The organism is Pseudonocardia oroxyli, from assembly GCF_900102195.1.
GTDB lineage: Bacteria > Actinomycetota > Actinomycetes > Mycobacteriales > Pseudonocardiaceae > Pseudonocardia > Pseudonocardia oroxyli.
The window spans coordinates 1-24332 of record NZ_FNBE01000029.1; the positions used below are offsets into that span (position 1 = coordinate 1).

Annotated in this window: 20 protein-coding genes and 2 pseudogenes; 13 read left to right on the plus strand and 9 right to left on the minus strand. The window is 66.2% G+C overall.

Annotated elements, in window-relative coordinates:
* Together BLS43_RS28185 and BLS43_RS31805 are read left to right on the plus strand one after the other, a co-directional pair.
* Positions 1 to 380, plus strand: a 380-nt coding sequence (locus BLS43_RS28185; RefSeq protein ID WP_483880051.1) for a vWA domain-containing protein, incomplete at its 5' end; no start/stop codon positions are given.
* Between the two features lie 112 nt (positions 381 to 492).
* Positions 493 to 942, plus strand: coding sequence for a hypothetical protein (locus tag BLS43_RS31805; RefSeq protein ID WP_281245880.1), 450 nt, complete (start codon positions 493 to 495; stop codon positions 940 to 942).
* Here the strand turns inward: BLS43_RS31805 and BLS43_RS29715 are convergent.
* Positions 828 to 1079: a hypothetical protein gene (locus BLS43_RS29715; protein WP_143030273.1), complete on the minus strand. Its 252-nt coding sequence runs from the start codon at positions 1077 to 1079 to the stop codon at positions 828 to 830. The genes BLS43_RS31805 and BLS43_RS29715 overlap by 115 nt on opposite strands.
* A 92-nt stretch (positions 1080 to 1171) precedes the next feature.
* Positions 1172 to 1354 (minus strand): hypothetical protein, encoded by a 183-nt coding sequence (locus BLS43_RS30345; RefSeq protein WP_093089754.1) that lies wholly within the window; start codon positions 1352 to 1354, stop codon positions 1172 to 1174.
* On the opposite strand from BLS43_RS30345, the gene BLS43_RS32235 reads away from it, so the two are divergent.
* Positions 1355 to 1618 carry a helix-turn-helix domain-containing protein gene (locus BLS43_RS32235; protein WP_093089755.1) on the plus strand — a complete coding sequence of 88 codons (264 nt, stop codon included), beginning with the start codon at positions 1355 to 1357 and terminating at the stop codon, positions 1616 to 1618.
* 40 nt (positions 1619 to 1658) lie between these two features.
* Here the strand turns inward: BLS43_RS32235 and BLS43_RS28205 are convergent, their stop codons facing one another.
* Entirely contained in the window at positions 1659 to 2903 is a 1245-nt protein-coding gene (locus BLS43_RS28205; RefSeq protein ID WP_093089756.1) for a PucR family transcriptional regulator, read from the minus strand.
* Positions 2904 to 3032: 129 nt separating this feature from the next.
* On the opposite strand from BLS43_RS28205, the gene BLS43_RS28210 reads away from it, so the two are divergent.
* The 5 genes from BLS43_RS28210 (at position 3033) to BLS43_RS28230 (ending at position 11113) form a co-directional block, all read left to right on the plus strand.
* Positions 3033 to 5579, plus strand: coding sequence for a flavin-containing monooxygenase (locus BLS43_RS28210; RefSeq protein ID WP_093089757.1), 2547 nt, complete (start codon positions 3033 to 3035; stop codon positions 5577 to 5579).
* A gap of 129 nt (positions 5580 to 5708) precedes the next feature.
* Entirely contained in the window at positions 5709 to 6560 is an 852-nt protein-coding gene (locus BLS43_RS28215; protein WP_093089758.1) for a mycofactocin-coupled SDR family oxidoreductase, read from the plus strand.
* A 58-nt stretch (positions 6561 to 6618) separates the two neighbouring features.
* On the plus strand, positions 6619 to 7473 hold the full coding sequence (locus tag BLS43_RS28220) for a mycofactocin-coupled SDR family oxidoreductase (RefSeq protein ID WP_093089759.1): 855 nt from the start codon (positions 6619 to 6621) through the stop codon (positions 7471 to 7473).
* A gap of 116 nt (positions 7474 to 7589) precedes the next feature.
* Entirely contained in the window at positions 7590 to 9272 is a 1683-nt protein-coding gene (locus BLS43_RS28225) for a long-chain-fatty-acid--CoA ligase (RefSeq protein WP_245707897.1), read from the plus strand.
* Between the two features lie 638 nt (positions 9273 to 9910).
* Positions 9911 to 11113, plus strand: a complete 1203-nt coding sequence (locus BLS43_RS28230; protein WP_143030275.1) for an RsbRD N-terminal domain-containing protein — start codon at positions 9911 to 9913, stop codon at positions 11111 to 11113.
* A 589-nt stretch (positions 11114 to 11702) separates the two neighbouring features.
* Here BLS43_RS28230 and BLS43_RS28235 read toward each other — a convergent pair.
* The 4 genes and pseudogenes from BLS43_RS28235 to BLS43_RS31475 form a co-directional block, all read right to left on the minus strand.
* On the minus strand, positions 11703 to 13013 hold the full coding sequence (locus BLS43_RS28235; RefSeq protein WP_245707898.1) for an MFS transporter: 1311 nt from the start codon (positions 13011 to 13013) through the stop codon (positions 11703 to 11705).
* Positions 13014 to 13080: 67 nt separating this feature from the next.
* The gene (locus BLS43_RS28240) at positions 13081 to 13893 is read right to left on the minus strand and encodes a class II aldolase/adducin family protein (RefSeq protein ID WP_093089762.1); all 813 of its coding nucleotides are present in this window, start codon (positions 13891 to 13893) and stop codon (positions 13081 to 13083) included.
* 98 nt (positions 13894 to 13991) lie between these two features.
* Positions 13992 to 15212, minus strand: coding sequence for a PucR family transcriptional regulator (locus BLS43_RS28245; RefSeq protein WP_093089763.1), 1221 nt, complete (start codon positions 15210 to 15212; stop codon positions 13992 to 13994).
* A gap of 318 nt (positions 15213 to 15530) precedes the next feature.
* Positions 15531 to 15718, minus strand: a pseudogene (locus BLS43_RS31475) (integrase core domain-containing protein); the annotation flags it as partial.
* Here BLS43_RS31475 and BLS43_RS31480 point away from each other — a divergent pair.
* Positions 15694 to 16087 (plus strand): annotated as a pseudogene (locus tag BLS43_RS31480) (zinc-binding dehydrogenase); the annotation flags it as partial. The pseudogenes BLS43_RS31475 and BLS43_RS31480 overlap by 25 nt on opposite strands.
* Positions 16088 to 16271: 184 nt before the next feature.
* On the opposite strand, the gene BLS43_RS28250 reads toward BLS43_RS31480, so the two are convergent.
* Complete coding sequence (locus BLS43_RS28250) at positions 16272 to 17030, minus strand: hypothetical protein (RefSeq protein ID WP_093089764.1); 759 nt, start codon at positions 17028 to 17030, stop codon at positions 16272 to 16274.
* 133 nt (positions 17031 to 17163) lie between these two features.
* Entirely contained in the window at positions 17164 to 18081 is a 918-nt protein-coding gene (locus tag BLS43_RS28255; protein WP_218130047.1) for a VOC family protein, read from the minus strand.
* A gap of 306 nt (positions 18082 to 18387) precedes the next feature.
* Between BLS43_RS28255 and BLS43_RS28260 the strand changes: the two genes are divergently transcribed.
* The 4 genes from BLS43_RS28260 to BLS43_RS28275 form a co-directional block, all read left to right on the plus strand.
* A complete protein-coding gene (locus tag BLS43_RS28260) occupies positions 18388 to 19428 on the plus strand; it encodes an acyl-CoA dehydrogenase family protein (RefSeq protein ID WP_093089765.1) in 1041 nt (346 codons plus the stop codon).
* A 24-nt stretch (positions 19429 to 19452) separates the two neighbouring features.
* The gene (locus BLS43_RS28265; RefSeq protein ID WP_093089766.1) at positions 19453 to 20649 is read left to right on the plus strand and encodes an acyl-CoA dehydrogenase family protein; all 1197 of its coding nucleotides are present in this window, start codon (positions 19453 to 19455) and stop codon (positions 20647 to 20649) included.
* Between the two features lie 491 nt (positions 20650 to 21140).
* Positions 21141 to 23681 (plus strand): CaiB/BaiF CoA transferase family protein, encoded by a 2541-nt coding sequence (locus BLS43_RS28270; RefSeq protein ID WP_093089767.1) that lies wholly within the window; start codon positions 21141 to 21143, stop codon positions 23679 to 23681.
* Between the two features lie 223 nt (positions 23682 to 23904).
* A partial coding sequence (locus tag BLS43_RS28275) for an ABC transporter substrate-binding protein (protein WP_245707899.1) occupies positions 23905 to 24332 on the plus strand: 428 nt, incomplete at its 3' end.

Below are 24332 nucleotides of genomic sequence, written 5' to 3' on the forward strand. Positions count from 1 at the left end.
CCTTCTGGTCCGACGCCGCCGTCGTCAAGACCCTCACCGAGCCCGCCACCCCCACCGCCCTGCTGGACACGCTGCTGCGGATCCCCGCCCGCGGGCTGACCAACGTCGGGTTCGGGCTGTCCGTCGCCCACGCCGAGCTCGCCCGCTCCGCCGCCCGCAGACGCACCGCGATCCTGCTCACCGACGCCGTGCACAACGCCGGACCCGACCCCCGCGACCTGGCCCGCCGCTTCCCCGAACTGCACGTCCTCCTCGAGACCGACGGCGAACACGACCTCCCCCTCGGCCGCGACCTCGCCCGCCTCGGCCACGGCACCCTGACCCCGGTACACACCCACCGGGACGTCGCACCAGCACTGAACCGCATCCTCAACAGATAGACCCTGGTCGTTCCGGTGACCTGGTCGCGTTGGAACTTGGCTCGCACCCGGGGCGCTGATCGAGGCGCTCTCCGCTTTGTCGGCGAAGCGCGTCGCCGTCGTCACGCCGTACATGCGTCCCCTCGCCGAGAAGGTCGTCGGGTATCTCGAAGCCGAGGGTGTCGAGGTACCTGAGTGGCGTGCGCTCGAGGTCGAGGACAACAGGGCCGTGGGATGCGTCCCGGGGCGCATCATTGAGGAAGACTGTCGCCTGCAGGCCTGCAACGTCCAGCTCGTCAGGTCGGCGGCGGTCGCGCCCGAGAGTGAACCCGGCCGATGCGGCGTTTTCCGCGATGGTGGCGACGATCGTGATGTCCCAGTCGGTGATCCGGCTGTCGATGAGTTCGATCGAAGGCTGCACGTAGGCGGTCGCCGACAGCACGTCCTCCGCGTTGCATGTCTCGCCCGTCAGGGGGCGAGCAGCACGTACGCGAGCTCCACCTCGACACGGGGGCTGCAGAGGTTGCCGACGTCGACAGTCCCTCTGCCGGAGTGGTCCATGGTGTTCAGGGGATGCCCGTAGTCCGGCTCGTCCACACCCAACCGATCTTGCATCACCTTCGACAGCAATCCGCCTTTGTGGCCGACGACGGTTGCCCCACCGGCGAGTCGGCGGTCGACATTGCGCAGCTGGACACCGTAGGCGCCGTCGACCGTCATGTCGGGGTAGAGCTCGTGGAGGGGTCGGATGGGAGTGCGTGTCACCTCGGCGTTCCACAGCACATCTGCCGCCTCCTGTCACTGTTCGGGGCTCATCGCTGTACCTCCCTCACACGATCAACGGTGGCTCCCGCAGTGGCGAGATCCGGTACCGACAAGAATTCGGGCTGCTCGTTGGCCGGATCCAGGTACGCGTAGTAGCCGCGGCCGGTCGAGAGACCAAGGTGCCCGCGGTCCAGGAACCGCTCCTTGAGGTACTGGGCGTTCGCCGTCATATGGACATCCCCGTCCTGCTCTCCCCCAATGCGCGAAGACCGCACCTACGCCAGACACTGCGGGTCTTCCTGAGCGAGGGCCGCAGCGCGACGGCCGCGGCGAGACTTCTCCATTGCCACAAGAACACAGTCATCTACCGCATTGGCGTCATCCAGCGACTCCTGGATCGCCCGATCGCCGACGCCCACCGTGACCTTGATCTCGCGCTTCACGCCGGTCGATGGCTCGGAGGGAGCGTGCTCCAGCACCCAGCATCCGAGTGAGCGCGCACATGGCAGTTCTCGAACATCGGTGACGGCTCCGTCAGCGGTCGCCCGGCCCGGCGCGGCTCGGACCGTGGCCCTGGTTGCGGGCGAGGTTCTGAGGTGATGCGTGGAGGTGCAGCGCGAGCTCGAGCTGGAGGCGTCGTTCGGTCGTGGGCCGCCCGAGCAGCTCCGCGGCCTGGTCAAGGCGGTACCGAATGGTGTTGTGGTGCAGGCCGAGCCGCGCTGCGGTCGCCCTGAAGTTGCTGTTGGCCTCGTAGAAGGCCTGCAGCGTGGTCCGCAGCCGCTGCGTGTGCGGGTCGTCGGCTGCGAGGGCGCCGAGCTCGGTGTCGACAAAGGTTCGGTAGGCCTCCTGGTCGCCGCTGCACAGCGCCACCAGCTCGATGTCGTCGAAGTGCAGGACGTGGTCGGTGGGCGGTTCACGGAGGAGGGCGATCCGCAGTGCCTCGCGGGCCTGGCGATGACTCTGCCTGAACCCGTCGAGCCCCTTTCCGGGCCGTCCCTGCCCTCCCGACATTGATGCACCCGGCGGAGGCAGCGCGCAATCGGCGCGCGTGGGGATCCAGCACCAGACGGTGTCGGCCTCGGCCTGGACGACCAGGGGCCACGAGCTGGTCAGCGCGCCGGCGAGCGTCCGCGAGGTGGCCTCCATCGCCGTCTCCGCCTCCCCGGTACGGTGCAGGACCACCGCGACGTGGTGCCCGCGCAGGTCGTAGCCGAGTCGCTGGCTCATCGCGACGACGTCGATATCGTCGTCGGTCAGTACACGACGTACCTCGGCCAGCCTTGCCATAGAGCCCTCTCGCATCACCTGCTCGGCCTCGTCGCGGAACTCGCCGACCAGTCGCTCGGTGATGACCTGGAGCCAGGCCAGCAGGAACGCGGTCCCGTGGCGGGCGACCCGCAGCGCGAGTGCGGGGTCCGCACAGTTGAGCTCGACGGTGCGAGACCAACGGTCGCACCAGTGTGCGGTCCCCACCTGGTACCCCCGCACGAGCGAGGTCTGGCTGATGTTGGCCCGTACGAGGCCGCGGGTCGCGAGGATCACCTCTGGCGAGGGCGCCATCTCGTCGAGGCGCACGCTGCGCAACAGTGCGTCGAGAACCGCGGCGCTGTTCGCGTGGGACGCGGTGAGCACCATGTTGACGACCTGGGGCTGCGCGAGCTCCGGCATGGCCCCGCTGACGGCCTCGGCCGTCTCGCGCCCGATGGCCGGCAGCTCGGGAAGCATCGTCTCCGCCACGGCACGCGTCGCGGCTCGGACCGAGTCGTCGACATCGCTCACGACGAGCGAGGATACGCCATCTGGTCAATTTCTCGGCTGTCGACTGACCGCATGGCCGTAGTTGCGTGGGCGGATCGGCGACTAGCGTCGCCGTGACAACGCTCACTGAGGTGCGAAAAGGAGGGCCGTATGGCGATCGATAAGGACGTCATCGTCGTGGGTGCCGGGTTCGCCGGTTTGTACTCGGTCCACAAGTTGCGCAACGAGCTCGGACTCGACGTGCAGGCGTTCGACGCCGGCGGCGGACCGGGGGGCACGTGGTGGTGGAACCGGTATCCGGGAGCTCGTTGCGACTTCGAGTCGATTCACTACCAGTACTCGTTCTCGGACGAGGTACAGCGTGACTGGGAATGGACCGAGCGGTTTGCCGGGCAGCCGGAGATCCTCCGGTACCTCGAGTTCGTAGCGGAGAAGTACGACCTTCTCCGTTCCTTCCGGTTCCGCACCCGTGTCATCTCGGTGGTCTGGGACGACGAGGGACAGTTCTGGACGGTCAGCACCGACGACGGCGCATCGACCACGGCGCGCTACGTCGTGTCGGGCGCCGGGAGCCTCTCCGCCGCCAAGCATCTGGAGTTCACCGGTCTGGAGGACTTCCGCGGCCAGGTCCTGCGGACCAACGAGTGGCCGGCCGAGCCGGTCGATCTCACCGGCAAGCGGGTGGGGGTCATCGGCACCGGGTCGACCGGAATCCAGGTCATTCCCGAGGTCGCCAAGGTGGCCGCCCACCTGACCGTCTTCCAGCGGACCGCGCAGTTCGCCTCCCCGCTCGGCAACGAGCCGGTGGAGCCCGAGCAGCGCCGGTGGCTGGCGGACAACCACGAGCAGGTCCGGGCCGGCTCCCGGATGAACTTCCTCGGTGCGCCGTACGAGCGGCCACGTCCGTCGGCCCTCATGGACTCTCCCGAGGAGCGACGGAAGACCTACGACGAGTTCTACGGCAAGGGTGGATTCCGTATCCTGGCCTCCACCTACGGCGACCTGCTCTTCAACAAGGCCTCGAACGACACCATCGCGGACTACCTGCGCGACCGTATCCGTGATCGCGTCGACGACCCGAAGACCGCGGACCTGCTCTGTCCGACCGATCATCCCTACGGCACGAAGCGCGCCCCGTTCGAGACCGGCTACTTCGAGGTCTACAACCGGGACAACGTCGAGCTCGTCGACGTGAGCAGCTCGCCGATCGAACGCCTCACCGAGACCGGCCTGAAGACGGCCACCGGCGAGTACGAGCTCGACATCGTCATCCTGGCGACCGGGTTCGACGTCTTCACCGGCCCGCTGATGCGGCTCGGCATCGTCGGGCGTGACGGTCTCACCCTCGAGGAGAGGTGGGCGGACGGCCCACGCGGCTACACCGGCCTGCAGATGCACGGCTTCCCGAACCTGTTCGTCGTCGCCGGCCCGCTGAGTGCGACCGCGCTGTACAACAACGCCCTGTCGATCGAGGACCACGTCGACTGGATCCATGGGGCCATCCGACACGTGCGCGAGCAGGGTGCGACCACGATCGAGCCGACGGTCGAGGCCGAGCAGGCCTGGGGGGAGCTGTGCTCCGGCCTGGTCGATCTGACCCTTCTGCCCCAGGCAGCCAGTACCTGGTACATGGGCGACAACATCGTGGGCAAGCCGCGCGTCGCCTACGTCTTCCCCGGCGGGGCGCCGCTGTACCGGGCGATCACCGACCAGATCACCGACCGCGGCTACGGCGGCTTCTCCATCGACGGCTCGGCCGTGCCGGTTCCGCCGCTGGTCCGACTCGATCCGGCTGTCGCCGTGGTGATGTCCGGGATGCTGAACCCGGACTACAAGCCGCTCGAGCTGTGCACGGTCGAGGAAACCCGAGCGCAGTTCGAGGCCATGGCGATGCTCCAGATTCCTGGCCCCGACATGCGCGTCGAGAACCTGGAGGACCCGCGCGTGCGGGTCTACGTGCCGGGGGAGACGACCGACGAGCCCCGACCCGTCATCGTCGAATACCACGGCGGTGGCTGGATCGCCGGTTCGGTGGACGCCGTGGACAACACTTGCCGCAGCGTCGCCGAGCGGACGGGAGCGATCGTCGTCTCGGTCGACTACCGGCTCGCGCCCGAACACCCCTTCCCTGCCCCGTACGACGACTCCGTCGCGGCACTGCGCTGGACGTACGAGCACATCGCCGAGTTCGGCGGCGACCCGGGGAGCATCGTCGTGATGGGCGACAGCGCGGGCGGGAATCTGGCGGCGTCGGTCGCCGTCCACGCCCGGGACACCGGAATCCCGCTGGCCGGGCAGATTCTGATGTACCCCGCGATCGATCCCGCTGCGGATACCGTCTCTCGGCAGGAGTTCGCCGACGGGCCCGTGGTCTCGGCAACTGCCGGAGACTTGATGTGGGGCGCCTACCTGGCCGGTCACGACGTGACGCCGCAGGCTGCACCGGGGCGAGTGGCCGATCTCTCCGGTCTGGCGCCTGCGCTGGTCATCACCGCCGAGATCGACCCGCTGAGGGACGAGGGCGAGGACTACGCGCGCGCGATGCGGGCCGCCGGGGTGCCGGTCGAGCAGCACCGGTTGGACGGACTGATCCATGGCGTCTTCGGGATGAGCGCGGTCGTGCCACGGGTCGCCGAGATCTACGAGGCGGTCGGTCGGTTCGTGGCCGCGAGCGCCAGGTCCGGTCAGCGGGTCTGACACCGGACCACGATCGGGACGCCGGTGACACCGGCGTCCCGATCGGCTCTGCCCCGTCGCGACCGGGCAGATCTGCAGGGTGCGCCGACCACGCGGTCCGCGCTGGAACGAGGGACGAAGGAGAAGGTCATGGGACGCGTCGACGGCAAAGTCGCCTTCATCACCGGGGCAGCCCGGGGGATGGGACGCTCGCACGCCATCCGGCTCGCCGAGGAGGGAGCCGACATCATCGCGATCGATCTCTGCGAGCCGGTGGAGACCATCGAGTACGAGTTTCCCGGAGAGGCGGACCTCGAGCAGACCGTCAAGGAGGTCGAGTCGCTCGGTCGGCGGTGCGTCGGGCTCAAGGCAGACGTTCGCGACCTGGCGGGGCTCACCGAAGCCGTCCGACAGGGAGTGGCCGAGCTCGGCCCCATCGACATCGTGGTCGCCAACGCAGGGATCGCCGGCGCCGGCCCGGTGCTCGAACTCGACGAGCGGACCTGGCAGACGATGATCGACATCAACCTCACGGGGGTCTGGAAGACGGTCCGTGCCACCGCGCCGGCGATGGTGGAGCGTGGACAGGGCGGCTCGGTGATCCTGATCAGCTCGGGCGCCGGGCTCGCCGCGCTTCCCCACGTCGCCCACTACAACTCCGCGAAGCACGGGGTCACCGGACTGATGAGATCTCTGGCCGTCGAGCTGGCCCCGCACGACATCCGGGTCAACTCGGTGCACCCGGCCACGGTCGACACCCCGATGGTCGCGAACGAGGTGACCTACCGGGCGTTCACGAACGGCCTCCCGAACCCGACCCGCGAGCAGGCAGCCGCAGCGATGAGGGGGCTGCACGCACTGGACATCCCGTGGACCGAACCCCGCGACATCAGCAACGCCGTGCTGTATCTGGCCTCGGAGGAGGCCAGGTACACCACCGGGACCACGATGGTCATCGACGGAGGTTCGCTGCTCCCCTTCAAGATCCCGCATCCCGCCTGAGCTGCTCGAGCCGGACCGTCGACGCGGTCCGCACGACCGACGTGAGAAGGAGGAGGACATGGGACGTGTAGACGGCAAGGTCGCCTTCGTCACCGGGGCGGCCCGGGGGATGGGGCGCTCGCACGCCGTTCGGCTCGCCGAGGAGGGGGCCGACGTCATCGCGATTGATCTCTGTGAGCAGGTGGAGACCGTGCTGTACGGGCTACCCGCCGAGGCTGACCTGGCTCAGACGGTCAAGGAGGTCGAGGCCCGTGATCGACGGTGCGTAGCCCTCAAGGCTGACGTCCGCGACCTGGCAGCGCTCACCGAAGCCGCCCGGCAGGGGGTGGCTGAGCTCGGCCCCATCGACATCGTGGTGGCCAACGCCGGAGTAGTCGCGAGCCCGGGGCCTGCGCTCGACATCGACGAGAAGGCCTGGCAGACCGTGATCGACATCGACCTGACCGGGGTGTGGAAGACGGTTAAGGCCACCGTGCCGGCGATGGTGGAGCGTGGGCAGGGCGGCTCGGTTGTCCTGATCAGCTCGGGTGCCGGGCTCGTCGCGCTCCCGGGCGTCGGCCACTACGTCGCGGCGAAGCACGGAGTCACCGGACTGATGAGGTCGCTGGCCGTCGAGCTGGCTCCGCACGACATCCGGGTCAACTCGGTGCACCCGGGCACCGTCGACACCCCGGGGGTCGCGAACGACTCGATGTACAAGCTGCTCACGGGCGGTATCGACGGTGCAACCCGCGAGCAGGCGGCCGCGTCGATGAGGTGGATGAACGCACTGGACGTTCCCTGGATTGAGCCTCGCGACATCAGCAATGCCGTCCTGCACCTGGCGTCGGAGGAGGCCAGGTACACCACCGGAACCACGATGGTCGTCGACGCGGGTTCGATCCTCCCGTTCAAGATTCCGCATCCCACCTGAGCCGCATCACCGAGCCGGTGCCGCCGCCACCGGGACGTCGCCGACGGGCACGTCCCGGTGGTGGGCCTGCTTCCGCCGCTTCCGCCCTTGCCCACCTCTTGACGAAGGAGCCCCGCGTGCCCGCCCCGACCCGCCCCGTCGTGACCGGATACCCGTCCACGATGGGCGATGACGTCCAGCTCAACACGACCACTCTGATCCGGCACGCCGCTCGGACGCACGGCGATCAGGAGATCGTCTACCGGACCACGGAGGGTGGCTGGGAGTGCTACACGTTCGCCGACGCCTTCGAGCGCATCGCTCGGTGTGCCTCAGCGCTCGCCGGGCTCGGCGCCGGGCCCGCCACTCGTGTCGGGATCCTGGACTGGAACAGCCGCCGGCACTTCGAGCTGTACTGGGCCGTCCCCGGGTTGGCCGCGGTGATGGTGCAGCTCAATCTCCGCCTGGGCCCCGAGGATCTCGCCTTCGTCGTCAATGACAGCGGGAGCTCGATCATCTGCGTCGACGAGTCGCTCCTGCCGGTCGCCGAAGCTGTGGCGCCGATGTTGCCCGGTGTGCGGACGTGGGTCGTGATGACCGACAAGCCGTGGGACCAGATCAGGACGACCCTGCCGAACGCCCACCACTTCGAGGACCTGCTCGCCGCTGCCGAACCGGGCTTCGACTGGCCGGAGATCGACGAGCGCTCCGCCTACGGCGCCTGCTACACCACCGGCACGACGGGTCGTCCCAAGGGCGTCTACTACTCGCACCGTGCGATCTGCTTGCACGCCTATGCGCTCGCGACCGCGCTGAGGATGTCGCCCGATGACTGCACCATGCTGGTCACCCCTATGTTCCACGTCCAGGCCTGGGGCCTGCCGCAGGCGGCCACCCTGACCGCCAACAAGATCGTCCTGCCCGGCCGCTACGGGGCCGAGGACCTCGCGGCGCTGACCGATGCGCTCATCGCCGAGGACGTGACCGTCGCCAACGGCGCTCCGGCGATCTTCGGGCCGATGCTGGACCACATCCGAACCCTCGAGGAGAAGCCGGACCTGCGTCGGCTACGCATGATGTCCGGCGCAACCGAGCCGCCGCTTGCGCTGATGAAGGGATTCCGGGACCTGACCGGGGCGGAGGTGCTGCAGGTCTACGGTGCCAGCGAGACCACCCCGCTGGTGACGATGAACTGGTCGAAGCCCGGTCTGCGCGCTCGCCTGTCCGACCACGAGCTTGTCGAGCTCAGGCGTAAGCAGGGGCTTCCGACGCCGCTGGTCGACATCCGCCTCGTGGACGCCGCGGGCCAGGACGTCCCCTGGGACGGGATCGCGCAGGGAGAGATCTGCATGCGCGGGCCGTGGGTCACGACCGGGTACCACAACATGCCGGCCGCCGAGGCCGCCGACCGGTTCCTCGACGGCTACTGGCGCAGCGGGGACATCGGCACCATCGATCCTGACGGGTACCTCAAGGTGACCGACCGGCTCAAGGACGTCGTGAAGAGCGGCGGCGAGTGGATCTCCTCGATCGACATGGAGAACCTGCTGATGAGCCACCCGTCCGTCGCGCAGGCAGCTGTGGTGGGTCTCTACCACCCGAAATGGCAGGAACGGCCGTTCGTCCTCGTCGTCCCCCGGGCCGGACACGAGGTGTCTTTGGCCGATCTGCGCGCGCATCTCTCGGGCGCCTTTGCGTCCTGGCAACTGCCCGAGGCCTTCCAGGTCGTTGACGAGATCCCCCGGACCAGCGTCGGAAAGATCGACAAGAAGGTCATCAGGGCAACTTATGGGAGCTACTACGGAACTGACGAACGGTGAAGCTCCGGTCACCAGGGTGCGGCACGAACAAGAACACCCTTCGGCCGTCCACCTTGATCAGAGGGACGGCGGCGACACGGTTGGGACGACCTCCCGGAGCAGCCCGTTATCGCCGCTCTTGAGCGTTCACGATCTCGGACAGCGAGGAGATTCGCTCGGCGATCTCTACTACAACAACGAAGCCCCAGAACGGGTTGGTTCTCAATGTGCCGGGATGGAGGGGGACACCACCCCGGCCCCCCAACCAGGAATCTCGGCAAGTATTCCTCGCGAGTGCCGGGGGCCCGTCCAGTCCATCCCAACCGGGACGCAGCTGGGGCGTTGGGCGCTTCCAGGTGAAGTGTCCGACATCGGTGGCCTGATCCGGATCGGGGCCTTGCTGCATCAGGCTCCCACCACGCCGTCGTCTGGTCTAGCGCGCACGGTAAGCGGACTAGGGCGGAAAGTCTGACAGGGCCGCCTCGCCGTTGAGCAGATCGGGGCGGTCATGCAGTGGTGCACTGTTGGGTGGAGACCGTAGTGGGAGTCGTTATCGGTCTCCAGGGTGTGCAGTGCTTCGGCGTAATCGTCACACTGAGACATGGTGAGCTCTTATTTCGAGGGTGTCTTCTTCGATTCTCCCAGGTCCGGAGGTCTTCTTGATTCGTGAGGATGACGAAGACTGGTCGGCGGTGGAACGGGTCTGTCGCACATTGGAGAAAGAGATCTCCACCATCGCCACGACTGTCACAAACTCCATTCGTGCCGCCCTGCCCGTGTACGCCGTGGTGCCGGAGTCAGAGCATCACCGCGCGGTCGTGCTGCAGCTGTGCAACCGCCTGCACGCACTGGCGGGTCAACGCGGGCTGAACGCGGGCGAGCTTGAGACAGCCACAGACTTGGCCACCGAACGGGCCTCGCTCGGTGTACCGATCGACGCCCTGATCGCGGCCTACCAGACGGCAGACGCGGCGATCTGGCAGGCCGTTGTCGCGCGGATGGCGCCCCCCACAACCCAGTTGCTCCCGCGTATCGGGACACTGATGTTCGACGCGGTTCGCGAGACGACGGCTGCGATGGCCGGTGCGCACAGCCGGGTCGCCCGAGCGATCGATGGGGATCGGATCGCCCTCGCACACCGATTTCTGGAGTGTGTCGACGACCCGGCGCAGCAGTCTGCGGCCTCGGTCATCGCGGCGCGGCTCGGGTTCGAGCCGGCCGGAGGGTTCACCGGTCTGGTCTGGCAGCCGGAACCGGCCATCGCCGGGAGCGCGGCACCTCGGGTGACGGCGCTGTCAGCGTATCTCGGCGCCGCGGTGATCAGCCGTGTGGTGGCGGGCGGTGGGCTCGAGATGGTCACCCAGGGCGAACGGGTCCACGAGGTCCTGGCGCGTGGTCTGCTCGAGGAGCCGCTGAAAGGGCGCTGGGGGGTAGGAGTGACGCGGTCGGGAACCGCCGGTGCGCGGGAGAGTCTCAGAGACGCCCGACTGGTGCTGGCCTGCACCTCGGCGCGGCTTCCCGTCCGGACGTTCACCCGGGATTGGCACGAGGCCGTCGTGCTCGCCGAGCGGGCGCGGCTGGGCGTACTGCTCGCCTCGGCTGTCGAGGTGGCCGCGGCGAACCCGCACCTGGCTGAGACCGTGCTGGCCTTCGCAGCAGCAGACATGTCCGTGGCGGCGACCGCGCCCGACATTCACCTCCACGCCAACAGCGTCACTTACCGCCTGGAGCGATGGGAGAGGCTGACTGGTCTGGACGCCCGCTCGTTCACCGGGTTGTCTCGGTCCGTTGTCGTGTGCAGGCTCGCCGAGCTGGACCGCGAGGGACTCGGCCGCGATTCGGCGAGCCCCGAAGGAGCTTAGGTCAAGGTCTGAACTTCGGCCGCTGATACGACGTCGGACCGCGTCTGTCGTTTCTGGTGCGCTTGCTGATTCAGAAAAGCACAGCGAGGCGCGCTCAAGGCGGGCCTGACGGATCGGCATGAATCCGTTTGCCAGACCCGGTGCCGACGACGCGGTCGTCGGGGCGGTGTCGGCACCGAGCTTGTACGCGATGGTCTCGACGGCAGCCACCCTGACCCGGCCCGTTCCATACGTCGGATCGAGAACCGGCGTTCCCTGACGTCAAGTAGCGTCGGATGGCTCATTCGCCTGGCGCAGCTCGCGGATCTGCTGCTCGAGTTTATGGAGGTGAGCAGTCTCGTCGAGGTTGACGCGGGGGCGTGCCCACCTTTGTGTCGACCCGGTTGATCCACAGCGCACCGACTCGACTCTGTAACCGAGTTGCTCACCTACCCCGTTTCACGGGTCCGTGTCCGTGGGCCAGCTGCGCTTGCAGGGCGCGGATCGTCCGTGGGAGTGGCGACGCGAGGTCGGTTCGCCCAGTGACCGACCTCTGCGCCACTCATCTCCTCGTCTCGAAGCCGAGGCTCTCAGCGGAACCCAGAGAAAGTCAGCTCGGCGACTCGGGCTCAGAGTGGGAGTCCACGATCTCTCGCGTGCCGCCCCTGATATCTCCAGTCGCTATTCGGTCAAGCTCGCGAAAGCGAAGGACCAGCACCGCTGCACCGATGATGAGGATCGCGCTGATCAGAAGGAGTCCTGCCTTTGTGGTCCCAGTGAGATCTCGAATCCACCCGGTGGCGAAGGGGCCAACGAAGCTCCCGAGGTTTCCCGCGGTATTGACCAGGCCCAGACAGGCGGCTGCTGCGACGCCAGTGAACATTCTGGCGGGCACGGCGAGGAAGGTCGCAAGGGCCGACAGAAGGCCCATCGCGCCGAGGGACACCCCCACCATTGCCATGAGCGGGCTGCTCGCCACCACAGCGATCCCGATGCCGACCGACCCCAGGGCAGAAGCGGCCGCAGCGTGTACCACCACAGTTCGGCGGGCATCTGCTCGCCTCGCCCACATGATCATGGCCCCCGCGGCCAGAGCGTAGGGTATTGCGGTGAGGAAGCCCACTTGCACGGTGGAGAAGGATACGGCGAACTGCTCCTGGAAACCTGCGATGATCGTGGGCAGGAAGAATCCGATCGCGTACATCCCGTATAGAATCGTAAACAGGACGGACGCCAGTACCCAGACAGACCTGTTCTTTAAGGCATCTCTCACTCGGTGTTGGCTCTGCACCACCGCTTGGTCTGCTGCGATCTCCGCCTCAAGTAGGTCGCGTTCAGCGCTCGTAAGCCATGAGGTGGATGCAGGGCGGTCGGCGAGGACGAACCAGCACAAGATTCCCAGAACGATCGCTGGCAAGCCGGTCAGCAGGATCGTGACCCGCCATCCTGGTAGTCCGAACCAACCGTCACCGCTCGTCACCAGCCAAGACATCAGCGGTGCTCCGACAACGGAGGACAGCGGGATGGCGACTGCGAAGGTGGCGATCGCCTGCGCCTGGACTCGTCTCGGGAACCAGTAGGTGAGATAGAGCAGCACTCCGGGGGCAAATCCTGCCTCGGCCATGCCGAGTAGAATTCTCAGGGCGTACAGAGCCTCAGCATTCGGAACGAATGTGGTGAGGCTCGCAACCACGCCCCAGCTGAACACGATGCGAGCGATCCACTTCCTTGCGCCGAACCGGTGAAGGGCGATGTTGCTCGGCACTTCGAGCAAGAGGTATCCGGCGAAGAATATTCCCGACGCAAATCCGAACGCCGCGGCGGAGAGGTTGAGCTCGTCGTTCATGCCGTTCGGTCCGACAACGGCGAGGGTGATTCGATCAAGATAGTTGAACAGGTAAAGCACGATGAGGAACGGCATCAACCGCCACGAAACTTTGCGCAGAACCTGGGCGCGAACCGCATTGTTCGACATTGTTGGTGCTGCGCTAGTCGAGCAGGCCGGGTTGCTGGGCGACGAGCCTGTCGTAGATCGGCTGGAATTGGAGCCAGCCCATGAAAGGGGTGCCCGCGTGTTTCGCTGTGTGAAGCGCGGCGTCGTGTGAGATGTGCACTGGTTCGGTTCGAGCGTTCTCGGTCAGGAGCTGGACACGGCAGGCATGATCCAGTGCGGCGAACCACCACGCGGCCTCATCGATGCTGTGTCGTCCGGCGGTGAACAGCCCGTGGTTCTGGTGGATGGCCGCCTTGTTGTCACCGAATGCCGCGCCGACAGAGTCCCCGGCATCGTCGTCGACGACGATGGCGCCCGCCTCCTCTCGAATGACGACATGGTCGTCGAGGAAGATGGCTACGTCCTGCGAGATGGGGTCGAGTGGTCTGCCCATGGCCGCCCATGCCGCGCCGTGCACGGTGTGGGCATGACACGATGCGATGATCTCGGGATTGTGCTTGTGAATAGCTGAGTGGATCACGAAACCGGCACGGTTGGCGGCGTGGCGCCCTTCGATGACGATTCCGTCGTGATCCACGAGAATAAGATCGGACACTCGAACCTGGCCGAAGTGGACTGCGAACGGGTTTGTCCAGTACAATTCCGGGTGCTCGGGGTCGCGGACAGTGAGATGTCCAGCGATTCCGTAGGAATAGCCGAAGTCGGCAAACATTCGGCAAGCCGCTGCGAGCCGCTGCTTGCGGTGGAGACGCTCGTCCTCGACCCGGTCGAATACAGGTGGGACGGGAAACTTCAGACCTTCCTGAGAAGGCTGATAGATCGAGATGCGGTTGTCGGTGGTGGCCACGCGCGCTCCTTCGGCACTGGAGGGATTGTCGTCACAGACTGCATCGTGTAAACACCTGGCGGCCACAGACAGGCGACGAGTACCTCTGTGCTTGTTTGCTACGTGTGTCGAAGGCGGTTCGGCGTGTGGGTCACCTCGGTATCGGCTCGGCGCTCCGCCGCCATCGCGAGCCGTGCCTGCTTGACACCGAGGTGCAGGTGGAGACGACACATGCCGTCGGCCAGATCAGAGCCGGTGAGCTGCTCGATGCGTTGGAGCCGGTAGTAGAGCGAGGTGCGGTGGACGTGGAGCAGTCTGGCCGCTTCGGTGCCTGATCCGCCGCAGTCCAAGTACGCCTCTAAGGAGTCGAATAGCTGGTCTGCGCGAGGATCGTCGAGCAGGCGGCGGATCTCGTCCGGGAGAGCTTTTCTCCGCAGCGCGGAGTCTGGCAGCTGTAGCAGCACTCGATATGCTCCCAACTCCCACTCGCCGAGAGCCTCTCCCATCTGGGGGATCATGGCTGCCCCGCGCAACGCGCGGTCCGCCTGCTCGTACGAGCCCACCTGATCGTGGAGATCCGCGCGCCCGCCGCAGCCGGCCACGACTCTGCACCCGCCGCCTGCGGTGCCGGCGACGCCCGCCCGAGCGCGGGCCAAGCGGGTCGCGCGATCGCCACCGTCGATGGCGAGGACGCGTTGATCCACGACGACGGCCCACCGCAGCGACATGCAGCGCAGTACGCCCACCAACAGCGCCTGTTCACGTCCGTCCTTGACTTCCTGTCCGAGACTGTCGATGACGGCGAATGCCGTGACAGCCGACCTCTCCGACATCCCGAGCGCGCGTGCCTCCACCGCGGCTGCGGATCGAGTATCGGGATCGGGATCCACGAGACGGCAGATCGTCCCGTGGAGGCGTGTGTCCCCGTCGTCGGGCTCGGCCAGTAGTTGGCGGACCGGCTCCTGGAGTCTCGCCCCCACGCTGCGGATGAGCTCATCCTCGTCGGCGGTGAGGCTGTCGTCAGCGTCGATCACGAAGAGAACGGCCAGCAAGCGACCATCGTGGCGCAGTGGATAGACAAGCCGGCGATTCATCGAGAGAGCTGGTGACGCCTCGACGACTCCAGGGAACTTCCACTCGACGAGACCGTGCGAGAGGATGTGGCGAACCCCGTCCGGGCTGGCTCGTCGCTGCAGGATTGCGCTAACGCGCGCTCCGTCCTCGTCCCCGTAGTGCGGACTGGCCCACATGAGCCGGATCTCGGAGTCGGCTACGACGACCGATCGCCGGAGCGTCTTGGCCAGGTCGTCTATCAGGCTCTGCGGGTCGAGCGGGCTCATGGTGGATCACGCCTTCAGAATCGATGGCGTCGGCCGAAAGGCCGAGCGCCACTACTGTCGCATTGACGGTCGTCGGCGATAGCTCCCCGGCGAGCCCGTGCGCTGCTCGCCGACGGCGCCCCTCCCTCCACCCATCACCGCAACATATCCGTGGCGGTGGGTTCGCTGTTGAGGCCGGGTAGGACCGAAGGACCGGCGACGGTCACGCCACTCTCGCTTGTGCCTCTCGCAGAGCAGGGACACTGAGTCCATGAGGGTAGCCCGGGCCTTGACCCCGGACAGTGGACCCGGGTGGATTACGCGGGCTTCCGGGGCGGTAGCTTCGTAGGTGCTCGGGGTCTGGTAGCGGCAGTAGGAGTGGCAGCGTCGGGTGTGTTGTAGCGCGTCAGCCATCGGGACAGCTTCCGGCGCCAGGTCATTTCGTCGAGCCAGAACGCGTTATTCTGCAACAACTCTCGCTTCAGGGTGGCGTTGAACGACTCGGCGACGGCGTTGCCGGCGCAGGAATCCTCATGCCGCGTTCGAGCCCGGGGCGCGGCTGCCGTCGAGGGTGGACGCCGTGTTCGAGTCGGTCCGCGCCGCCACCTGGGGGCACTCGATGCGGTCTCTGCGGCCTGGGGCTGCACCGTTTGCTGTGGCTCCACCTCAGGCCCCAACCCTGGCGCCGATCTGCAGAGGCTCTTCTTCCTGCAGCTGAGACCCGAAGGGTCGACGATGGGGACTCGTCAGGAGCTCATCGATCTCCTGTCGTTCGTGGCCGCGGAGGGAATGGAGCCGCGGATCAGCCGTCAGGTCCGATGGAGGAAGCGCTCGACGCCTTCGAGGCGATGGAGTCCGGAATGACGTCAGGAAAGATCGTGTTGACCCGCGGCTGAAGGAACGCTGCGACAAGACGCGGCGGGCCTCCGATGCACACTGTGAGTTGGCTGAAGCACGGGCGTGGAGCCACTCGTGGTGCGAAATCCTGCGCGTGGTGCGAGTTCTGGAGCCTGGAGAGGGGGATTCTGTCAGTGTTGTCGCTGGTAGGAGGCTTGTGAGGGGGTCGTGGAATCCTGGCAGTCAAGGGGTCAGGGGTTCGAATCCCCTCAGCTCCACCATATCGATCACATTCACACCCCGACCTCTCTCAGAGGTCGGGGTGCTGTCGTTTCCGCCAAGATCACCCGCCTTGGCCAGGAGATCACTCCGTACTCCGTTCGAACCCTGACTCATTGCGGAAGAGCCGTGTGTCATGAGCGCCGCGAACGGTTCGGTCAGCTCGTAGCGCTCGACCGACCCGTCCTCGCTGATCCAGATCTTGTCGAAGAACCCTTGGTTGATCTGCCGTCGGACGAAGTCCGGTGCTGCCTGGTAGTGCAGGCTGCAGTTGGCGGCGACGGTGAGCGCGTCCTCCAGGATCTGTTCGACGTCGGCGAGTTGCTTGCGGCTGGTGTCGACCTGCCGCTCGGTGGCGACCATCTCGTCGGTCAGACGTGCCATCTCCTTCTTGAACACGGTCCCGGGTACCGCGTCGGCGTAGTAGGCCTGCATGAGCGTGTCGCGCTCGTGGTTGAGCCGTTCCTGCGTCCGCTTGGCCTGCTGGGCGGGTTCGTGGGCGGCGGCGGTGCTGGCGGCCATCTCGCGGTGGACGCTGAGCCGCAGGCTACGGACGATGACGGCGGGCAGCCCGATCCGGGTGTAGAGGTCCTGGATGCCGGCTTCGACGCGTTCGATCCGTACGGCGCGGCGGGTGCAGCGGACGCTGTCGTTGTGGCGCTTCGGGCAGATGAAGTAGTGGTAGGCCCGCCACGGCCTGGTCGCGCGCTGGCTCAATCTCACCCGCGAATGGGTCGGTGGTCCCGCGTTGGGCCCGTGCACCACACGTGCTCGAGATCCGGCCGCAGTTGTATCGCCGGGTCTGACCATCGGCCCCGATACGAGCCCACGTCCGCTGTCCGGTGCACCCCGTCGGTCAGATTCGGGTGAGTTGCCCAACGCTGAGGTCTGTGAAGCGATGGTACGCGCCGAAAGTGCCCGCCGGGTCCGCCAGCAGAGTGTGCGCGTCCTCCGCGGCAGCGGTCACGCCCTTGTCGGCGAGGAAGGTCTTCGCCTTCGCGAGATCGGCCACTTGCCATGTGACCGAGTGCAGGGACTCGCCGTTCCTCGCCAGGTCGACGGCGGCGAGTGAATCGGTCCCGACGGGCTGGGCCAGCTGGACGACGATCTCTCCCACCTGGACATAGACGTCACGGGTGCCCGTGAGGTCCGATGTGGATTCACCCAGAACGTGTCCGTCGAGCCACTCCACGAACACCTTCTTCGCCCGGTCCAGGTCCGTCGTCGTCACCGTGACGTACCCCAGATCCTTCAGGCCCAGTGGGGTACGCGTCGTCCAGTCGATGGAGTCATAGTCCGGGTCGACGTAGCGCGGGTCGGGGAGCTGGGACACCGCCTCGCGGGTCATGAACTCAAGGGCACAGACGGTGTCCTTGGGATGCGTGAATATCGGGTCGGCGGCGGTCGGGGCCTCGGTGGTCCCGCCTCGCCCGAAGATGCGGACTCCCTTGTCCTTGAGGTGTCGGCTCAGGTCCAGCGGATCATCGAGGTGCCAAGCGATCGAGTGCCAGTGCGACCCGAACTTCCTGTAGAACCGGCCGATGGGGGCCTCGTCGGCTCCCTCGACCTCGAAGGCAGGTGCGAGGGGCTCGATGCACACCCCGGCGACGGCGGTCAGGGTCGCGTCGCGCTTCTCTACGTCGAGGTAAGGGAACCCGCGTACCCCGTCCGTGAAGCGGACTGCCCCGAACACCTCCTCGTACCACTTGTCGAGGGCGGCGAAGTCGTCTGTCATGTGAATGAGGTGAAACAACTTAGTGATCTTGAAAGTCACGGAGAATCTCCCGCCGCGTACTGAGGTGGTCCCGCTCGGCTGATCGAGAACGGGGTGAGCTGGCAGTGTGAAGCCAAGTCTTGCAGATTGCCTTACCGTAACCCGTGTCAGTACGGCGCGGTAGCACCGGCCGCGGGATGAGAGCCTCGGAGCGAGCTCCCCATGGCGGTGCGGGGACGGGTCCCCGGCGGAGGTTCGGACGTGGCGGCGGGAGCTGTCAGCCTGGGTGCGGCGTGGGCCGCCCCTCCCGCGCGCCCATCTAGATAGGCTTTCCATAACCAGGCACGGTGTGACAAGGTCTTCGGCATGGACCGCTTCGAGCTGCGGAGTCAGGACTTCTCCCTCGACGAGGATCAGCTGGCAGTCAGAGCCGCCTTCGCAGACTTCTTCGCCAAGGAGTGCCCTCCCGAGACTGTGCGTGGCGCCGAGCCTCGTGGTTTCGACGCTGACTTGTGGGGTCGCCTGCTGACTCTTGGCGTCGGTTCGATGTCGCTGCCGACAACAGCGGGCGGGGACGACGCCACGCTGGTTGACCTTGTGCTGATCGCCGAAGAACTGGGGCGTGTCCTCGCACCCGTGCCGCTGATCAGCCATGTCGTCGCAACTCGGATGCTCGAGCGGGCAGGTGCGCCAGCCTCCTTGATCTCCGCTGCAGCGCGAGGGGATTTCCTGGTGACTCTCGCCCATGCGCCTGTTACAGGCGGTGCGCGCCAGCTCGTCCCGGATGCCGCTGTCGCCACCCACGTCGTGGCGCTCCTCGACGACAAGCTCGTCCTGTTGAGCGCAGACGGTCCCGGGGCCCACGTCTCCAATCAAGGCTGTACTCCGCTGGCCTGGTGGCGCCCGACGGACGGCCACGACCGGACCGTTCTAGCAGCGGGTGCGAAGGCGGGAGCGATCCATACCGACGCGGTTGCCGAATGGCGACTGCTGACCGCAGCAGCATTGGTCGGCATGGCTGACGCGGCCTTGCGTCTGGGGGTGGAGTTCGCGAAGACGCGCCGAACACTAGGTGTCCCGATCGGCAGCTTGCAAGGCATTTCATTCCCACTCGTCGACATTGCGGTCGGAGTGGGGGGCACGAGGCACCTCGTCTGGAAGGCTGCTTGGTATGCGCAACACGAGCCGGGCAGTCGGCCGGAGCTACCGCTGATGGCGTTCGATGCCGCCAGCCGTACCGCCACCCACGGGACCTCGGCATCCGCCCACGTCCACGGTGGCCTCGGCTTCTCGGTGGAGGCCGACATCAGCCTCTACTTCCTCCGCGCGAAGGGCTGGAGCCTGCTCGGCGGGAGCACAAGCGCGAACCTGCGCGAGATCGGCTCGGTGATCGCAGGCGCTGCCTGAGACCCGCGGACGGAGAGAGAAACGATGGACTTCAGTTTGGTTGAGCTCACAAGAGACCAGCAGATCTTTCAGCGGACAGTGCGCGCGCTGCTCGACGAAGTCGTCACCGACGAAGTACATGAGCATGAGCGGGCCACAGGTGACGGCATCTCGGTGCCGGTTCACCTGGCGCTTGGGAGGCATGGCTGGGTCATGCCGGAGTGGCCTGTCGAGGACGGAGGGGCCGGTCTTGATCCGGTGTGTCGTCGCATCCTTGAGCTGGAGCTTGCTCGGTACCAGGTGCCGAGGATCGGGCTCGGGACCACACGGTTGGTCTGGGCGGCGGTCGAACGCTTCGGTTCCCGGGAGCTGCGAGAGAGGCTCGGGCCCGGGGTTGCTGACGGCTCCGTGCGATTCTGCCTCGGGTACAGCGAACCAGACGGGGGGTCGGATATCGCGGCTGCCCGTGTCCGTGCTGTGCGAGACGGCGACCATTGGATAGTCAACGGCTCGAAGCTGTGGACCACCGGGGCGCAGTGCTGTCAGTACAGTTTTGTCATAACACGGACCGACCCTGATCTCCCGAAACACAAGGGTCTCACGATGTTCCTGGTCCCTCTGGACCTTCCGGGGGTCGAGATCCAGCCGATCATGACCTACGGCGGGGAACGAACCAATGCCGTCTTCTTCGGGGACGTACGCGTCTCCGACGATCAACGGTTGGGTGAGGTCAACGACGGATGGACCGTGCTGCGCGGGCCACTCGACAAGGAGCACAGCCTGGGGCCGGGGAGGGACGTCCTAGAGGACCTGTCCAGTCTCCGCCAGTACCTTCGCCCGTTGGAGACTGCGTTGGACGTCGCTGTCGCTTGGGCTCGGGATTCCACCAAGCCGGACGGCAGCGGCCCCCTGGCCGATGCTGCGGTTCTCGAGCGACTGGGTCGGGCGGCCACCGAGATCGAGCTGGCTGTCTGCACTCCGGGCCCGCTGGGGCGCGTCAAGATCGGTGACGTGATGATCGAGCAGTCGGCGCAGCTGATGGACCTCGTGGGTACAGAGGCCCTGATTTCGGCCGGCGCCGACGGTGCCCTGGGGCACGAGGGTGACATCGACTTCACTCATCGATTCGCCCAAGGTACGACCATCTATGGCGGGACTGTCGAGGTGTTCCGCAACATCATCGCTCAACACGATCTTCACCTGCCGCGAGCGAGCTTCCCAGGGGCGAAGGTAGTCATATAGATCGCAGAAGAGCGATTCCGGTTTCTCAGAGCCGACAGCGACATGGCCCGGCCAGCAGCGGATCGCCCCGACCGTCCCGGACGAAGTCCCGCCTGGATCCGCCGCCGGTTGCGGGGGAGTCGGCGTCGATTCGATCGCCGTGGACGGCATTCTCGGGCGCGAGGAGTTGAGGCCATGACGGCCCGCAGGCACCCCACACCCTGATCACTCTTCGGCGCCGCGGCGGCTGGCCGACGAGAGGTATCCCGGCCATCAGATGGGCACTCCTGACGTGCGCGGTGCCTTCGCGTGGGCGACTCGCGATCATCAGGCAGGGTGCTCGCGTGTCCAGGGCGGTCGTCGTTGGACGCGTCCCGTCTGGCATCGAGCACACGCGGTGAACATGGCGACCACGCGGGAGATGTCAGTCAGGACGACCCGTTCTCGAAAGGCGTACCGGAGACTAGACAGCAGGGTGTGATGCAGCCTACCTTCCAAGTCTGCAGCAGGACGTGAAACACGTTCCCGCCCCGGTGACCGTGCTTCGGCACCACAACGACGATCTGTTCCCGACCCTGAGGAGCTTCGCTACCGTGACCGAAAGGGTGGACCCATCCTTGCCCACGCCACTTGGCGGGGATCTGACCATCGTGGATCTCTCGTCGGGCATTGCCGGTGCCTACTGCGGAAAGCTGCTGGTGGACGGCGGCGCGGACGTGATCAAGGTAGAACCGCCTGAGGGCGACCCTCTGCGACACCGACGCCTGCTTGACGACCCGGCCCCGGACATCAACACCGGGAGTGTGCTCTTCCAGTTCCTGGCGCTGTCCAAGGCGAGCGTGGTCGCCGATGGCGAGATTCTCGGCGACCGAGAACTGGTCGAGAAGCTCGTGCGAGGCGCCGACGCTGTGATCTGGTCGGCCGGACCGGGAGTCGGCTCGCGCGAGGAGTTCGCACCCGAGTCCCTGCGTCGCTTAGCACCTCGAGCCGTCATCGTCGCCATCACGCCGTTTGGGTTGACTAACGAGCCGGCGGCGCCGGTTAACGAGTTCACCCTGCAGGCGATGTCTGCCGGGGGTATCTCGCGGGGTCGCGCTGACCGCGAGCCCCTTGCTGTCGGCGGGTCTTACGGGGACTGGATCGCCGGCGTCTTCGCGGCCCAAGGGTTGCTCACTGCGTACACTCGGGCTCGCGTCACCGGCGTAGGCGAGTTGGTCGATGTCTCGGTCCTCGAGGCTCTGCACCTGACCCAGGCCGAGTTCTTCCCGACGAAACTGGCCGCTACTGGGGTGCCCCCCCGGACGAAGCGCGTGCGCGCCATTCCCGGTATCCATCCCAGCCGCGACGGCTACGTTGGATTCCAGATCACCACAGGTCAGCAATGGCAGGACTTCACGGCCATGATCGGTCGTCCCGAGTGGGCCGAAGATCCCAGCCTGACGCGCTACATCGAACGCATCAAGCGTGCCCGTGAGATCACCACCATTGTCGACGAGTGGACTGCGGAGCGCTCGACCGACGACGTGTGTGAACTGGCCGCGCTGTTTCGGCTACCGGTCGCCCCGGTCGCCAACGGCGAGACGGTTCCGAAGCTTGAGCAGACCGTCGCCCGGGGGTGGTATCTGCAGCACCCTGCGGGGTTCACCCATCCCGAGGTGCCCTACACATTCCACGGCAATGTCACGCGGCGAGCCTTCGGGTCCCCGCCCAAGCTGGGCCAGGACACCGCGGCGGCGCGAGAACGGACCATCACGCCCAAACTCCCCACACCAACAGGAATCACTCGGTCTCTGCCGTTCGAGGGGCTGCGCATCGCCGACTTCACCGCATTCTGGGCCGGCCCGATCATCGGCCACTATTTCGCGATGCTGGGTGCTGACGTCATCCACGTCGAGTCGCCGAGGCGTCCCGACGGTTACCGTAATGCCACTCTGAAACACGACATGAGCGAGGGGTGGTGGGAAGCCAGCCCTTGCTTCTCGGCGACGAACACCAACAAACGTGACCTCGCTGTCGACCTCTCTACGGCTGAGGGACGCGAGATCGCTCGGGCGCTGATTGCTCAGAGTGACGTGGTGATTGACAATTTCAGCACGCGAGTCATGCCGCAATGGGGTTTCGACTATGAGTCGCTTCGATCTATCAAGCCTGATCTCATCGTGGTGCGCGCCCCCGGGTTTGGCCTTTCCGGCCCATGGGTAGATCGCCTTGCCTATGCCACCACCATTGAGCAGGCTTCCGGCGTCGCGTTCATGACCGGTTTTCCCGATGACCGGCCCGATCTCGGTGGCGGATCGATGGACTCCACCGCCGGTACTCATGCAGCCTTCGCCATCCAGCTTGCTCTTGAACACCGCCGTCGCACTGGAGAGGGCGTCCTGTTGGAGGTGCCGCAGTTCACGACCGGCATCAACGTGTGTGCGGAGCAGGTCCTGGAGCATTCCTCGAGCGGTCGACTTCTCGGCCGAATCGCCAATCGCTCCTGGACAGCCGCCCCGCAAGGGTCTTACCGGGTCCTCGACGCCGAACGTCCGTTCGCCGATCTACCTGTCGACGACTGGGTTGCCATCAGCGTGGAGACCGATGATCAGTGGCTCGCGCTCTGCTCGCTGATCGGTGCGGAGGACCTTGCTCGAGATGACACCCTGTGCACCGTCGACGGAAGGAGGAGCGAACACGACCGTATCGATGAGGCGATCACAGGCTGGACGCGGTCCCGCACCGCCGCCGAGGTCGTCGACGCCGTGAGGTCCGTCGGAATTCCTTGCGCGCCGTGGTTGCAGATGCATGAACTGACGACGGTTCCGCAACTTGTGGACCGGAAACTGTATGAGATGGTCGAGCACCCGGTCATGGGGACGTTGCCGATCATCACCTACCCTGTTCATTTCGAGAGTGGACCTGAAGAATGGCACCGCCGGCGGGCTCCGCTTCTGGGTGAGCACAACGCCGAGATCCTCGCCGAACTCGGCTACACAGTTGACCAGGTTGACGCGCTCGAGGAGAGCGGTGTCATTGGCAGGCGAGTGGAGGCATCGCTCGCCGCGTGGTGAACCAGATCGAATGAGTAGCCTCAAGACTTTTCCGTGTGAGGTTGCAGCCGAGGCGGTGTTGTCCCGGTTGACGATGTAGGTGAGAGGATATAGGCGCATGTCGCAATGGCGCTGGAGAGCAGTGTGGCTCGGCCTTACTGCGTTGTTGTTGGCTGCCTGCGGGTCGGCCAATGGTGGGAACAGTGCGGGTGGCTCTGACGGCACGCCTCAATCAGGTGGGTCGTTGACCCTGACGCAACTGGTAGAGCCGCGAACTCTGGATCCGGCGACATTGGTGAACAATGCTGGGGCTACTGCACTCGTGGGGAATTCCTTGTACGGCTATTTATTGGCCGATACAGGTAGTGGGCAGTACGACTACGGTCTGGCGAAGGATCTGTCGACCAGTGATGGCGGCAAGACCTGGATGCTGCAGCTCCGCGATGGGCTGACTTTTTCCGATGGTACTCCGTTCGATGCGGCCGCGGTGCAGTTCAATTGGCAGCGGATGCAGGCGCCGGAGACGCTCGCCAACAACCGCTCCGCTGCTTCCCAGGTGGCGAGCATGAGTGCGTCTGGACAGGTTCTGACGTTCACTCTGAATACGCCGATCAGTAGTTATCCGAACAGTATCGTCAATACGGCGATGAACTGGATTGCTAAGCCGGGGGC

What these genes read in the sequence shown, in the direction of transcription:
- BLS43_RS31805 (WP_281245880.1), top strand. Translation starts at nt 493, where the DNA reads ATGCGTCCCCTCGCCGAGAAGGTCGTCGGGTATCTCGAAGCCGAGGGT.
- BLS43_RS29715 (WP_143030273.1), bottom strand. Translation starts at nt 1,079, where the DNA reads ATGACGGTCGACGGCGCCTACGGTGTCCAGCTGCGCAATGTCGACCGC.
- BLS43_RS30345 (WP_093089754.1), bottom strand. Translation starts at nt 1,354, where the DNA reads ATGACGGCGAACGCCCAGTACCTCAAGGAGCGGTTCCTGGACCGCGGG.
- BLS43_RS32235 (WP_093089755.1), top strand. Translation starts at nt 1,355, where the DNA reads ATGGACATCCCCGTCCTGCTCTCCCCCAATGCGCGAAGACCGCACCTA.
- BLS43_RS28210 (WP_093089757.1), top strand. Translation starts at nt 3,033, where the DNA reads ATGGCGATCGATAAGGACGTCATCGTCGTGGGTGCCGGGTTCGCCGGT.
- BLS43_RS28215 (WP_093089758.1), top strand. Translation starts at nt 5,709, where the DNA reads ATGGGACGCGTCGACGGCAAAGTCGCCTTCATCACCGGGGCAGCCCGG.
- BLS43_RS28220 (WP_093089759.1), top strand. Translation starts at nt 6,619, where the DNA reads ATGGGACGTGTAGACGGCAAGGTCGCCTTCGTCACCGGGGCGGCCCGG.
- BLS43_RS28235 (WP_245707898.1), bottom strand. Translation starts at nt 13,013, where the DNA reads ATGCCGTTCCTCATCGTGCTTTACCTGTTCAACTATCTTGATCGAATC.
- BLS43_RS28245 (WP_093089763.1), bottom strand. Translation starts at nt 15,212, where the DNA reads ATGAGCCCGCTCGACCCGCAGAGCCTGATAGACGACCTGGCCAAGACG.
- BLS43_RS28260 (WP_093089765.1), top strand. Translation starts at nt 18,388, where the DNA reads ATGGACCGCTTCGAGCTGCGGAGTCAGGACTTCTCCCTCGACGAGGAT.
- BLS43_RS28265 (WP_093089766.1), top strand. Translation starts at nt 19,453, where the DNA reads ATGGACTTCAGTTTGGTTGAGCTCACAAGAGACCAGCAGATCTTTCAG.